At 69.3% G+C, this 13,367-nt stretch carries 12 protein-coding genes; 10 read left to right on the top strand and 2 right to left on the bottom strand.

Annotation, left to right across the window (positions count from 1 at the left end; translation table 11 throughout):
- The first annotated feature begins 140 nt into the window (after positions 1-140).
- The 8 genes from ACIBVN_RS14020 (at position 141) to ACIBVN_RS13985 (ending at position 9,718) form a co-directional block, all read left to right on the top strand.
- Positions 141-953: a single-stranded DNA-binding protein gene (locus tag ACIBVN_RS14020; RefSeq protein ID WP_397136128.1), complete on the top strand. Its 813-nt coding sequence runs from the start codon at positions 141-143 to the stop codon at positions 951-953.
- Between the two features lie 631 nt (positions 954-1,584).
- The gene (locus tag ACIBVN_RS14015) at positions 1,585-2,013 is read left to right on the top strand and encodes a MarR family winged helix-turn-helix transcriptional regulator (RefSeq protein WP_397136126.1); all 429 of its coding nucleotides are present in this window, start codon (positions 1,585-1,587) and stop codon (positions 2,011-2,013) included.
- Complete coding sequence (locus ACIBVN_RS14010) at positions 2,003-2,539, top strand: hypothetical protein (protein WP_397136124.1); 537 nt, start codon at positions 2,003-2,005, stop codon at positions 2,537-2,539. The genes ACIBVN_RS14015 and ACIBVN_RS14010 overlap by 11 nt, the downstream gene beginning before the upstream one ends.
- A gap of 144 nt (positions 2,540-2,683) precedes the next feature.
- Positions 2,684-3,790 carry a threonine aldolase family protein gene (locus ACIBVN_RS14005; protein ID WP_397136122.1) on the top strand — a complete coding sequence of 369 codons (1,107 nt, stop codon included), beginning with the start codon at positions 2,684-2,686 and terminating at the stop codon, positions 3,788-3,790.
- Positions 3,791-4,901: 1,111 nt separating this feature from the next.
- Positions 4,902-6,197 (top strand): GGDEF domain-containing protein, encoded by a 1,296-nt coding sequence (locus ACIBVN_RS14000; protein WP_397136119.1) that lies wholly within the window; start codon positions 4,902-4,904, stop codon positions 6,195-6,197.
- Between the two features lie 391 nt (positions 6,198-6,588).
- Positions 6,589-8,253, top strand: a complete 1,665-nt coding sequence (gene ettA / locus ACIBVN_RS13995) for an energy-dependent translational throttle protein EttA (RefSeq protein WP_397136115.1) — start codon at positions 6,589-6,591, stop codon at positions 8,251-8,253.
- A gap of 565 nt (positions 8,254-8,818) precedes the next feature.
- Positions 8,819-9,076 carry an MOSC N-terminal beta barrel domain-containing protein gene (locus ACIBVN_RS13990; RefSeq protein WP_397136113.1) on the top strand — a complete coding sequence of 86 codons (258 nt, stop codon included), beginning with the start codon at positions 8,819-8,821 and terminating at the stop codon, positions 9,074-9,076.
- Positions 9,077-9,106: 30 nt separating this feature from the next.
- Complete coding sequence (locus tag ACIBVN_RS13985; protein ID WP_397136111.1) at positions 9,107-9,718, top strand: TetR/AcrR family transcriptional regulator; 612 nt, start codon at positions 9,107-9,109, stop codon at positions 9,716-9,718.
- Positions 9,719-9,720: 2 nt separating this feature from the next.
- Here the strand turns inward: ACIBVN_RS13985 and ACIBVN_RS13980 are convergent, their stop codons facing one another.
- Positions 9,721-10,215: a MaoC/PaaZ C-terminal domain-containing protein gene (locus ACIBVN_RS13980; RefSeq protein ID WP_397136109.1), complete on the bottom strand. Its 495-nt coding sequence runs from the start codon at positions 10,213-10,215 to the stop codon at positions 9,721-9,723.
- A gap of 62 nt (positions 10,216-10,277) precedes the next feature.
- Between ACIBVN_RS13980 and ACIBVN_RS13975 the strand changes: the two genes are divergently transcribed.
- Positions 10,278-10,694, top strand: coding sequence for an acyl-CoA thioesterase (locus ACIBVN_RS13975; protein ID WP_397136107.1), 417 nt, complete (start codon positions 10,278-10,280; stop codon positions 10,692-10,694).
- A complete protein-coding gene (locus ACIBVN_RS13970; RefSeq protein WP_397136105.1) occupies positions 10,691-11,854 on the top strand; it encodes an MFS transporter in 1,164 nt (387 codons plus the stop codon). The genes ACIBVN_RS13975 and ACIBVN_RS13970 overlap by 4 nt, the downstream gene beginning before the upstream one ends.
- Here the strand turns inward: ACIBVN_RS13970 and ACIBVN_RS13965 are convergent.
- On the bottom strand, positions 11,849-13,357 hold the full coding sequence (locus ACIBVN_RS13965) for a glycoside hydrolase family 13 protein (RefSeq protein ID WP_397136103.1): 1,509 nt from the start codon (positions 13,355-13,357) through the stop codon (positions 11,849-11,851). The two genes, ACIBVN_RS13970 and ACIBVN_RS13965, sit on opposite strands and share 6 nt — an antisense overlap.
- Positions 13,358-13,367 lie beyond the last annotated feature (10 nt).

Below are 13,367 nucleotides of genomic sequence, written 5' to 3'. Positions count from 1 at the left end.
GGTGGCGGCTTTATCCCCAGCCCCGGTCACCACCAACGCCTCCATCCACAGAACCGCGTTCCAGAGCCCGGGAGCCGACCCTTCCCCGGCACCCTTTCCTCAGATCGCGGGCAGCCGGCCCGCCGCATGGGAGGCACGGGATGAACGACATCTACATCACGCTCACGGGCAACGTCGCGGCAGAGCCGAGGCAGTACAGCTTCGAGGACGGCAGCAGGGTCACCTCGCTGAAGGTGTTTTCTTCACACCGCTACTTCGACAAGAAGACGGGCCAGTGGTTGGACGGCGACAGGGTGTGCTTCACGGTCCGCTGCTGGCGCACGTTGGGAGACAACGTCGCCTCCTCCATCCGAGCAGGACACCCCGTGGTGGTCTCAGGCAAGCTGCGCATCCGCGAGTTCGGCCCGGAGGGTGATCGCCGTTTCGTTCCCGAGATAGAGGCCAACGCCGTGGGGCACGACCTGCGCTGGGGCACCGGCATGTTCACCAAGCCAGACCGTTCGGGCACCGCGTCGATGAGCAAGGAGATACGCGACCGCCTGGACGAGGAGACCCGAGACTGGGCCATGGGCAGCACCCGCAGCGTCCGAAGCCTCGCCCGCTCAGGATCCATGACGGAGGCCAACCCGTTCCACGCCCTGGAAACCGACCGCTCCCTGGGGACGGACTACGACGCGGTACGCACTCCGGCAGCGGACGGCGTCACCCCGCCCACGTTGGGAGACGAGGGCAGCACTGCAGCCTCCGTCAGTGGAGAGGGCAGCACTACGCGCTCCGTTGGGGACGAGAACCGCACCCTGCGAAGCCTCGGAGCGGAGGGCGGCACAGTGCGCATCCTGGGCGCCGAGGCCGATGAGCTGGACGCCGAGGCTGACGGGACGACATCCATGGTGGACGGCGACGAAGATGGCGACGCCGAGCAACTGACGATGGAGGAGCGAGTAGCGGCATAGGCGCACGTGCAGGGGCACCGACCGCCCACCCGGTGCCCCCGCACATCACGGCCCTCCACTCGGGTCGCTGCGACCGGACGCAACGTAGCTCTGCGTAATTCTTGTGAGCCTGCGTGTTCTTAGAAATGGGGAGTTCTGCAAGGAGTGACCAACACCCCGCAGGCTGTCCGGCTTGTCCACCCATCTTCCTTCCTCAGAATGACCGAGCTCGCCGACCCGGCCACCGCCGTCGAAGCCTTTGACTGCCCGACGTGTGAGGCGCCGATGGGCAGCGCCTGCCGGACCCGAGGCCGCAAGGTGATCAGCACCCGGATCAAGGTGCGGCCGGAGTTCGCCAAGGCGATGGCCTGCGCCCGTACCGCTGCGAAAGCCGGGAACGAGCGACGTGCTGACGTAGCCGTTCGTACCGATCGGCCGGAACTCCAGCGGCCGCAGCGGCTGGCATGCCGTCCCGGCAGGGCTGGAGCAAGGAGGCGAACGTCGCGCACCGCCGCCTCCCTCGTGCCCAGGTCAGGGGGATACAGGGGACCGCGCTCCAGGCCTTGGCGGATTCTCCGGACCGCCACGTCCTTGACAGCCGGTCCGCGCCATCTAGTTGTGTCATGCAACAAGATGGTTGTAGGGTCGAACCATGGCGGATGAGCGTGAGCTTCAGGATGCCGTGGCCCGGTTCGTACGCGCCTTCGGCCTGCATCAGCCTGACCAGACTCCCTGCGGGCGGCCGATCCCGGTGTCGGAGGCGCACGCGCTGGGCGAGCTGGCCAGGGACGGCGCGCTGCGGCAAAGCGAGCTGGCGCAGCGGCTGCGCCTGGAGAAAAGCACCACCAGCCGCCTGGTCACCCAGCTCATCAACCGGGGCTGGGCCGAGCGCACCCCGGCCCCGGACGACGGGCGCGGTGTGCTGGTCCAGCTCACCCCCGCCGGCGGGAACGCCGCCGAGCAGCTGGCCAAGGCCAGAGCGGCGCGCTTTTCCTCGATCTTGGACCGCGTCCCAGAAGGGGAACGCGACGGCGTCCTGCACGCCCTGGAAATCCTCACGGAGGCAATAGATGGACCTTGAGAAGCGACGTAAGAATCGGCGCATCCCGCTGCTGCTGGCCGGGCTGGCGGTGATCGCCGCCGCCTCGGCCGGGTACGCGCTGGGCGGCCAGAGCGGTCAGAGTGAGGCTCAGGCGCTGGCGGCCCGCCAGGCGGAGGTGGCGGCCAAGAGCCGCCAGGTGATGCCGTTCGACCTGGAGCGCACCGTGCACCGCTTCGCCAAGGTCGGCACCGGGGGCCTGCAGATCGTCACCGCGAAGGACCCCGCCGACGCCCGGCAGATCAAGCTCATCCGCGAGCACCTGACCGAGGAGGTCGCGCGCTTCAGCAAGGGCGACTTCGGCGATCCGGCGTCCATCCATGGCGGCGAGATGCCCGGGCTGCGCGAGCTTGAGGCCGGCCATGACCGGGTGGAAGTCCGCTACGCGGAGGCGTCCACCGGAGCCCAGATCACCTACACCACCTCCGATCCGACCCTCATCAAGGCGCTGCACGCCTGGTTCGACGCCCAGGTCACCGACCACGGACAGCACGCCCAACACGGATAACCTCGCCACCCCAGTAGCCGGGATCTCCCCGGAATCCGCCGCCCAACTCCTGACGAAGCCGGCGGATCGGCAGACATATACCCAACCCCCGTAAGGTCCCTCTATGGTTGTTGCATAATTGTCGCAATAACGAAGGAGGCTTTCATGCCCGACACCAGCCCGGCGGTGCGGCGGTCGTTGTTCCTGCACGCGCCGATCCGGCGCACGCCACGCGTGATGCTGGAGCAGATGCTGGCCCTGGTGGATGACGACACCCCGGCCGACGGCCCCGACGGCCCTGTCGCGGTGTTGGAGCGGCGGCTGGCCGAGTTGCTCGGTAAGGAAAGCGCGCTGTTCTTCCCCAGCGGCACGATGGCCCAGCAGTCGGCGTTGCGCGTGCACGCCGACCGGCTCGGGCGTCGCACGTTCGCCGCTCATCCGCAGTCGCATCTGGATACCTGGGAGGAGCAGGGTTACAACGCCGTCCACGGCCTGCGGATGCGCCGTACCGGCGACCTGCACGAGCTGATGACGGCCGCAGACTTGGCAGCGATCGGCGAGCCCCTCGCCGCGGTCGTCTGGGAGTTGCCGCAGCGCGACATCGGCGGGCTGCTGCCCGACTGGGACGAGCTGTGCGAGCAGGTCGCGCTCGTGCGCGCCACCGGCGCCGCCGCGCACCTGGACGGCGCCCGGCTGTGGGAGGCCCAGACCTACTACCGGCGGCCGTTCGACGAGATCGCCGCCCTGTTCGACACCGTCTACGTTTCGCTCTACAAGAGCCTGCAGGGCGTGCGCGGCGCCGTGCTCGCCTCTGATGCGGCCACCGTGGAGGTGGCAAGGGTGTGGCGGCAACGGCTCGGCGGCGGCATCCGCGACGCCTGGCCGCTCGCCCTGGCCGCGCTGGTCCACCTCGACACCCTGGCCGAGAAGATGCCCGCCTATCGCGAGCACGCCACCGCCATCGCCGCCGCAATCAATGCGGACGGTGCCGCCCGCGCCTACCCCGCCCCACCGCAGACCCCGCTGTTCCACATCCACCTGCCCGCCGACCGGCGCGCCGTCGAGCAGGCCGGCGCGGACATCCTCGCCGAGCGCGGCATCCAACTCTGGGGCCGCGTACGCTCCGCGTCCGAGCCCGGCCGATGCGCCTTTGAGGTGAGCGTCGGCGAGAACGCCATGGAGTTCACCCCCGACGAGGTGGTCGGCCTCATTCACGACGTGCTCGACCGCGCCGCCTCCCTCGAGGCCCTGCCGGTGCCGGCCCATACCTGACCCCGTACGATTAAGCGCGCCGGGTGCCGGGCTCGGGCAGTTGTCCCGATGCCGGCCCCGGACGGCGCAGCGCCGCCGCAGGAAGGCGCGGCTCTTGTCGTCATCCGCGATCTCCGTCGGCACCGGTCTCGGCCCGGTGATCGGCGCCCCGCTGCTGCTGCCCAACCTCCGCGATCCCGCCGTCTGACGCATCGATCTGTTCAGCGTGGCGCTGTCGCTGGCCACCCTGCCGCCGATCGTCTACGGCAGCAAAGAACTGGCCAAACCCGACTCCCTGATCCCGGCCGTGGCCGCCCATCGCCGCCGGGCCGCCCATCGCCGCCGGGCCGGCGTTCGGCGCCGGTTCGTCGTCCGCCAGCTGCGCCGGCCGAGCCGCTGCTGGATGTGCGATTGTTCGCCAACCTCACCGTCGCCAACGCGTTGTCCTCGTTGGCGACCGTCGGTTCACGGAACCCGTAGAACTCCCGGATCTGCGAGCGATGGTTTGGCCTGAGATGACATGGCTACCCAGCGCGGTACTGCCAAGCCGTGACCGACACCTACCGATCCAGAGATGTAACTCTCAGCTACCTTTCGGGTGGTCGCAGCGGCCCGAGTGGAGGGCCAGCACGCACGGTCGCTTGGGAGGGAGTCACGACGCAAAGGCGCTTGGCGAGCGGCGACGCCGACGGCTTGGATGGAGTCGCGATGAAAGCGGCCTGGGGGAACCATGCGGCCTGGAGGGGGTCGCGACGTACGGGACCTGACGTACGGGACCTGGGGGGAGCCGCGAGCAAGAGGCGCTGGCGGGAGCAGCGCAGGCGTGCAGAAACGCAGACGGAGATTGGGATGGAGGGGTGGAGGGGGGAGGAGGGGGCACCGGCCGTGGTTTCCCATGACTAACTCCCCGAGGGCGGCCGATGATGTGTTTCCCACGGCAGATGGCTTGGGCATCTGTCAGGTCCAGATCACGCCCCGCACCATGGTTGCTCCTTTCCAGCGCGGCTGTCCAACACGGCCTGCCCTTGGCATGAGCAGGTGTGTGTAGTCATTGCCAACGTATCCGTTCCCATCGCACATCGCACACTCCGCAATTATTGTGTTACACATCGTTAGTCAGGGAGGAGACGAGATGGCGGCGACCAGTCACGCCTCGATCAGGTCTGGCGACGGTGTGTCAACTCTGGCCGGCCGCTGGCCGTTGCTGGGCCAACGCCGCCCGCTCGTGGTCTACCTGTGCGCGATTGTCGCTCTGGACCTGGCCGCAATCATGGTGTGCGCCGTGACCACTGTCTTCCAGTGGCGCGACCTGCTCACGTTCGGCGCTCTCATGGCGTGCGGCGCGGTCTGCATCGAGGCCACCCGGAGGCTGGGCATGCCCGCCGGGGTCTCGCGGGACCTGTTGTCGGCCTGGTGGCTACCGGTGGCGCTGCTTCTGCCGCCGCTATATGCCATTTTCGCGCCGATCGTGCTGCAGGTCCTGCTGCAGGTACGGGTGCGGGCGACCGTTCTCTACCGCCGGGTGTTCACCTCGGCCGCCATCGGGCTTGCCGGGTGTACGGCCTCCGTCGCGTTCCACTGGTTCGTCGATGACCCGTGGGTGCTGTCGCAGGGGAGCGGCCCGCCGATCCTCTACGCGGTGGCCGCGGCTGTGCTGTTCTCCCTGCTCAACATCGCCCTCATTGCGATCGCCGCGCACACCGCCGACCCGGACATCACGTGGCGGGAGGTCCTGTGGGACCGGGAGAGCATGATCCTGGACATCGTCGAGCTCTGCCTGGGCGTCACGGTCGCGATCGGCTGCGGCCTGAACCTGGCTCTGCTGATCCTGGCGCTGCCGCCGGTGGTGCTGCTGCAGCGCAGCCTGCTCCACGCTCAACTCCAGGCCGCCGCCCGTACCGATGCCAAGACGGGCCTGCTGAACGCCGCCGCCTGGCAGCGCGAGGCCGACACCGAGATCGTCCGAGCGCGCCGGACGGGCGGCACCCTGGCGGTCCTGATCATCGACATCGACCACTTCAAACGGGTCAACGACGCCTACGGCCACCTGGTCGGCGATCAGGTGCTGGTGGGCGTGGCGTCCATGTTGCGCACCCAGCTACGGGAATATGACGTGGTGGGCCGGTTCGGGGGCGAGGAGTTCGTGGTCCTGCTGCCGGGCGCCGACGGCCGCGAGGCCCGCCAGGTCGCCGAACGCCTCCGCACCCGCATCGGCCACATGGCGATCCCCGCCGACGACAACCTCATCAGGGTGACCATCTCGGCCGGGGTGGCTCTGATGAGCGTCCATGGAGACGACCTGATCGACCTGCTGGCCGCTGCCGATCTGGCGCTATACCGGGCGAAGGAGCTGGGGCGCGACCGCGTCTGCATCCCCGTCGTGCAATCACCGCCCCCAAGCTCCCTCCCCAACGACACCACCTCCTGATCCTCGCCGACGAGAGCACTTCTGGGTCCGTCGTCGCCTACGAGACCGCCTCCTGGCTCCGTCCCCCAGGGATGCCGGCTCCCGACTTCGCCCCGCCCCCAAGAGCACCGACTCTGACGGTGACGCCTGGTCTTCAACGAGAGGCCGGCGTGAGGCAGGGAGCGGCGCGCCGTCGGACCGCCCGACTCGGACGGGCATTGGCCTGCGCCGCTATACGCAAAGACGCTCCATCCCGCCGTTGGGGGACATGGCGCTCAGTCGTGGGGGCGGCGCTCATGGGGCCGTGGTACGTGGGACCGGCGCCGTAGCCGTAGGGGGCGGTGTCCCGTCTTTCGGGGCGTTGCGGGAGGAGCGGCGGAAGCCCAGGCTCGGAGCCCCTAAGCTAGAGGACATGCCGGAGTACATCTACACGCTGCAGCGCGTGCGCAAGGCGCACGGCGACAAGGTTGTCCTTGACGACGTCACGCTGTCGTTCCTGCCCGGAGCCAAGATCGGCGTCCTCGGCCCGAACGGCACCGGAAAGTCGACGCTGCTCCGGATGATGGCCGGCCTGGAGCAGCCGTCCAACGGGGAGGCCAGGCTCATGCCGGGCTTCACGGTGGGCATGCTCCAGCAGGAGCCGCCGCTCAACGAGGAGAAGACCGTCCTCGGCAACGTGCAGGAGGGCGTCGCCGAGACGATGGCGATGCTCCAGCGCTACAACGAGATCGCCGAGCAGATGGCCACCGACTACAGCGACGAGCTGCTGGAAGAGATGGGCAAGCTGCAGGACCAGCTCGAGCACCGCAACGCGTGGGACCTCGACAGCCAGCTCGAGCAGGCCATGGACGCGCTGCGCTGCCCGCCGCCCGACGCCGACGTGACGAAGCTGTCCGGTGGTGAGCGTCGCCGGGTCGCGCTGTGCAAGCTGCTCCTCGAGGCCCCCGACCTGCTGCTGCTGGACGAGCCGACCAACCACCTCGACGCCGAGAGCGTGCAGTGGCTGGAGCAGCACCTGGAGAAGTACGCCGGCACGGTGCTGGCCGTCACCCACGACCGCTACTTCCTCGACAACGTCGCGGGCTGGATCCTTGAGCTCGACCGCGGCCGCGCGTTCGCGTACGAGGGCAATTACTCCACCTACCTGGAGGCCAAGGCGCAGCGCCTCAAGGTCGAGGGCCAGAAGGACGTAAAGCGGAAGAAGCGCCTGGAAGACGAGCTCGAGTGGGTCCGGTCCAACCCGAAGGCCCGCCAGACCAAGAGCAAGGCCCGTCTCCAGCGGTACGAGGAGATGGCCGCAGAGGCGGACAAGTACCGCAAGCTTGACTTCGAAGAGATCCAGATCCCGCCGGGCCCGCGTCTGGGCACCACGGTGATCAAGTCCGACACTCTGACCAAGGGGTTCGGCGACCGGCTGCTGATGGAGGACCTGACGTTCGACCTGCCGCGCAACGGCATCGTCGGGGTCATCGGTCCCAACGGCGTCGGCAAGACCACGCTGTTCCGCATGATCACCGGTAGCGAGACGCCCGACACCGGCTCGATCACGGTCGGCGATACGGTCAAGATCTCCTACGCGGACCAGAGCCGCGGCGGCATCGACCCGAACAAGAACGTCTGGGAGGTCGTCTCCGACGGGCTCGACCACATCAAGGTCGGCAACGTGGAGATGCCGTCGAGGGCGTACATCGCGGCGTTCGGGTTCAAGGGTCCCGACCAGCAGAAGAAGGCGGGGGTGCTCTCGGGTGGCGAGCGCAACCGGCTCAACCTCGCGCTCACCCTCAAGCAGGGCGGCAACGTGCTCCTGCTCGACGAGCCCACCAACGACCTCGACACGGAGACGCTGTCGTCGCTGGAGAACGCCCTGCTCGACTTCCCGGGCTGCGCGGTGATCACCTCGCACGACCGCTGGTTCCTCGACCGCATCGCCACGCACATCCTGGCGTGGGAGGAAGGGTCGAACTGGTTCTGGTTCGAGGGCAACTTCGCCGACTACGAGAAGAACAAGATCGAGCGCCTCGGCGCCGACGCCGCCCGCCCGCACCGTGTCACGTACCGGAAGCTCCACCGCGACTGAGCACCGTCCTAAGAGCACAACCCCCCATCTCGTACGGCACGTCACGGGCGGCACCATCCGCCGCCCGTGGCTGAAGGCCTCGCGGTCACCTGCTGATTTTTACGCCGCGATCGGGCCATCTTCGGCCTGTGGGCCCGCTGCCGGCCGTGAGATGTGTCTTCGCTGATCATGGCCAACGGCCGGAACGGTTTGCCGTGCTGGGGTCGCTTCGGTCTTCGCGTTGGCGGTGTCCTCGGACCTGCCGATCCAGTGGACGAACGCGGTCATCAGCGTGCGGCGTGGGCCTGGTCCACGCCGGCCAGATGGCCGTACGGACGCCTGGCGACGGGAGAAGCGTGCTCAGCGTCGCCAAGAGCCACTTTGACCACCGGCCAGGCTGCCTAGCTGGGGAATTCAGTGGCCGGCGGCTGGGTCATGCTGGCCGCCTGCTGGTTGAGTCTCTGACTGTCCACCCTGGTGGCCCCAGCCGGTACGACCCTGCTCGCTCGTCTGCATCGGACGCTGGCGAAGTTCCAGGTGCCGACTCAGGAAGAGAAGGAACTCGTCGCCATCGTCGAGAGCACGCGTGAAGCCATTGTCGTGGTTCCTCCGCTGCGACCAGGGCCACCGAACCCGTAGCATCGTTTCCCTCTGGCGGTATCCCGTCAAGTCCATGATGGGGGAGAAACTGAACGCCGCCGAGGTCGGTGAACATGGAGTGCTGGGAGATCGCGTCTACGCTGTGCTGGACGGCGCGGACGGCAAGGTGGCCAGCGCGAAGAGCCCGCGGAAGTGGCCGCAGATGTTCGAATGCGGCGGGCGCGCGGAACCGCCACGAACCTAATTCTAGAATTCCCGGGCCTATACTCGGCGCGTGGCACGTAAGACCTCGTGGGAGTGGAGCCGTACCGCCCAGACCCGCAAAAGCATGCTGCAGGCGGCTCGCGAGGTCTTCGGCGAGCACGGCTTCGCCGAGGCCAACGTCTCCGAGGTGGTCGCCCGCGCCGGGTCCAGCGTCGGGAGCCTCTACCACCACTTCGGCGGCAAGGCCGAGCTGTTCCTGGCCCTGTACGAGGACCACCAGGCGGCGCACGAGGAGGCGTCGGCCGCCAGCGTGGCCAAGGCCAAGCAGGAGGGCGTGGACGACCCCGTCGAGCTCCTGATCGCCGGGGCGCGCGCGTATCTCGCCGGAGCGTGGGAGCGGCGTGACCTGGTCAGGCTGTTCATCGAGGGGGACGGGCCGCCGGGGTTCGAGCTGATCCGCCGCACGCGGGGCCGGGAGTGGGTACGCCAGAACGCGGTGCTGCTGAGGGCCGGCGGCGAGCCGCTCGACCGGTTCATGGTGGCCGTGCTGACCGGCATCATCGGGGAGGCCGCGCGTGAGGTCGCCGCCTCGGATACGGAGGAGGACGCGCGGGAGGTCGTCGAGGCGGCGATGAAGCTGATCCGCCGCCTTGACCCGCTCAAGGTCCTGGAGGAGGGCTGACCTCAGGGCGGGAGGATGGTGGCGCGCCCCCGGTCGAGCACCACGGTCCCGTCGTCCTTGGCCGTCCTGAACAGCACCTCCCCCCCGTCCACCCAGATCGACACCGTGAGCGACTCCCCGGGGAACACGGGGCTGGTGAACCGCCCCGACATGGCCTGGAACCGGGCGGGGTCCGACCCCGCCACCAGGTGGGGTAGCGTCCGTCCCGTCACCGCGTACGTGCACAGCCCGTGCAGGATCGGCCGGTCGAACCCGGCCCTGGCCGCCTGCTCCGCGTGGACCAGCAGGGCCGGGTCGAAGTCGCCCAGCGGCGGCCTCGGAGCCTGCGCCGCCAGCACCGCGAACGTCGGCAGCACCCGCTGTCCCTTCTCCGTGGTGAACTCCAGCCCTGAAGTCCCCGCCCCGGCGCCGAGCGCGTACAGCATGGTGTCCTTGGGGGTCCATGTGCGCTCGTGAGCGGGACCCTCGACACCGACCACCGTGTGGTCGAGCACCATGTCAGTCCTCCATCCTCAGCCTGACGCAAGGCCACATGTCCCGGGCGGGTACGGTTGCGGACGTGGTTGAACGTTCCCAGCCCCAGCGACACGTCTACCCCCGGACGGTGAGATTCGCCGACATCGACTCCCAGGGCCACGTGAACAACGTACGTTTCCTCGACTACCTGGAGGACGCCCGCTTCGGCATGTTCCACATCGATCCGTACAACGCGGGCGAGGAGCCGTTCAAGGGCCTGGTGGTGACCCGCCACGAAATCGATTACCGGCGCCCGCTCGGCTTCCGCGCCGACCCGGTGCTGGTCGAGACGTGGGTGACCGAGATCAGGGCGGTGCGGTTCGCGCTCCAGTACGAGATCCGCGACGACCGCGAGGTGTTCGTCACCGCCAAGTCGGTCCTCGCGGCCTACGACGTGGAGCGGGCGGCCCCGCGCAGGCTCAGTGAGGGCGAACTGGCCTACCTCAAACGCTTCTCGTGAAGCGCTGGCTGATGCTGGCGCTGGGCGTCAACGCGCACACCAGCGTCACCTTAGGACTCGGCGGCCTGCCCCTCATCCTGCCCGAAATACAGCGACATTTCGGTGTTTCGTTGCCGGTGGCGGGGATCATCGCGAACTCCCCGGGCATCGGCATCCTGTTCGCCCTGGTCGCCTGGGGCGCGTTGGCCGACCGGCACGGCGAGCGGCTGGTCCTGGGAACGGGCGTGGGCCTGGCGGCCGTGCTGTTCGCCGCGGTCGCGTTCGTCGAGCGGACGTGGGCAGTGATCGCGCTGCTGGCCGTGGCCGGCGCGGCAGGCTCGGCCGCGCTGGTCGGCGGCGGACGGATCGTGCTGCGCTGGTTCGAGCCGCCGGAGCGAGGCGTCGCGATGGGCCTGCGCCAGGTCTCCTTCACTCTCGGCATGGCCATCGGCGCCTTCGTCCTCCCGCCGGTCGCGCGGGCGCACGGCCTGCCCGGCGTGCTCACCGTCTGCGCCGCCGTCAGCCTGCTGGCCGCCGTGCTGGCCGCGCTCTTCCTGGCCGAGCCGCCGCACACGATCTCCGGGTCCGGCACCGCGCCGGTGGGCACGCCGTACCGGCAGCCCGCTCTGTGGCGGGTGCACGCCACCAGCGCCCTGCACGTCGTGCCGCAGATCGTGGTCAGCACGTACGGCGTGACCTGCCTGGTGCGCCTGTACGGCTGGGACAGCGTGGCGGCCGGGCAGCTGTTCGGGGTGGCGGCGATCGGCGGGGCGGCGGTGCGCATCGCGGCCGGGCGCTGGTCCGACAGGACCGGTCTGCGCATGCGACCGCTGCTGCTGATCACCATCGGCAGCCTCTGCGTGCTGGCGCTGCTGGTCGCCGGCACGCTCACCGGCGGCTCGCTCGGACCCGCCATGCTCGCCCTGGGCGCGGTGATGACCGTGGCCGGCAACGGGCTCGCCTACCTGGCGGCCGGCGAGCTGGCCGGACCCGCCTGGGCCGGCAGGGTGCTCGGCACCCACAACACCATCCAGAACACCGTCTCGCTCGCCGTGACGCCGCTCGCCGGCGTGCTGATCGAGCACGCCGGATTCTGGGCTGGTTTCGCGGCGGGCCTGGCGTGCGCGCTGCTGTCGCTGCCCGTCATCCCTGTCCGCGGCGAGCGCTCGCGCGGGCTATGAGTCTCGCCGCAGCCACACCGCGGTGTCGGGCGGCAGCAGGCCCCGCTTGAGCGGTCCGCTCGACAGCAGCACGGCGTCGTGCTCCGGCAGGTGTACGGGCCCGAGGCCACAGTTGATGGCGCAGGTCAGCGGGCCGCGGGTAAAGAAAAGCGCACCCTCGGGAGAATCCAGCCACTCCAAGGTGTAAGGAATCGATCGTGCCAGGTCACGGCGGTGGGCGAGGGCCCGGCGGTAGAACTCCAGCGTCGAGCCGGCGTCCCCTTCCTGCTTCTCGACGCTCAGCTCCGCGAACATGGCGGGCTGCGGCAGCCACGGCTCGACCCCGCCCGGCGAGAACCCGTACGAGGGGGTGTCCACCGTCCACGGGATCGGCACCCGGCACCCGTCGCGCCCGGGCAGCTCGCCCTTCGACTGGAAGAAGACCGGGTCCTGCCTGGCCTCGTCGGGCAGGTCGGTCACTTCGGGCAGCCCCAGCTCCTCGCCCTGGTAGAGGTAGGCGGAGCCGGGCAGCGCCAGCATCGTCAGCAGCGCCGCTTTGGCCCGCGCGAGGCCCGTGCCGGGGTCGGCGGCGTCGTAGCGGGTGCGGTGGCGTACGACGTCGTGGTTGGACAGCACCCACGTCGCGAACGGCACGGCGGCCAGGGTGTCCTCGATGACCTTCTTGAACGCCGTCGGCGACCAGGGCGCCTGCAGCCAGGCGAAGTTGAAGCTCTGGTGCAGCTCGTCGGGGCGCACGTAGAGGGCGAGGTCCTCGGAGCTGTCCGTCCACACCTCGCCCACGGCCATCCGCTCGCCCGGATAGCCGTCCAGCAGCCTGCGCCAGTCGCGGTAGACGTCGTGCACCTCGGGCTGCCCCCACACCGGCGAGACCGACTTGAACGACTGGTCGCCCACGTCGGGCAGCCCTTCGGCCTTGTAGAGCCCCATCGCCACGTCGATGCGGAATCCGTCGACGCCCCGGTCCAGCCAGAACCGCAGGATGTCCAGGAACTCGGCGTGCACCTCGGGATTGCGCCAGTTGAAGTCGGGCTGCCCGGGAGCGAACAGATGCAGGTAGTACTGCCCGTCCGCCACCTTCGTCCAGGCCGGCCCGCCGAACGTGGACTGCCAGTTGTTGATGGTGTCGCGGAAGATGTACCGGTCGCGCCGCTCGCCCCGCAGCGCCGCCTGGAACCAGGGGTGCTCGGACGAGCTGTGGTTGGGCACGACGTCGACCAGCACCCGCAGCCCGTGGTCGTGCGCGTCGGCGACCAGCGACTCGAAGTCGGCCAGCGTGCCGAACAGCGGATCGACGCCGCGGTAGTCGGCCACGTCATAGCCGCCGTCGGCCATGGGGGAGGGGTAGAACGGCGTCAGCCAGATGGCGTCGACCCCCAGCCGCTGGAGGTACGGCAGGCGCTCGCGCACCCCGGTCAGGTCGCCGACGCCGTCTCCTGAGGCGTCGGCGAAGCTTCGAACGTAGATCTCGTAGACGACGGCGTCACGCCACCAGGGGATATCCATGTGGCGTGTC

This window comes from Nonomuraea sp. NPDC049400 (assembly GCF_044466425.1).
Classification (GTDB): domain Bacteria; phylum Actinomycetota; class Actinomycetes; order Streptosporangiales; family Streptosporangiaceae; genus Nonomuraea.
Note: the sequence above shows the minus strand (reverse complement) of the source record. Positions and strands in the feature narration are given on the sequence as shown.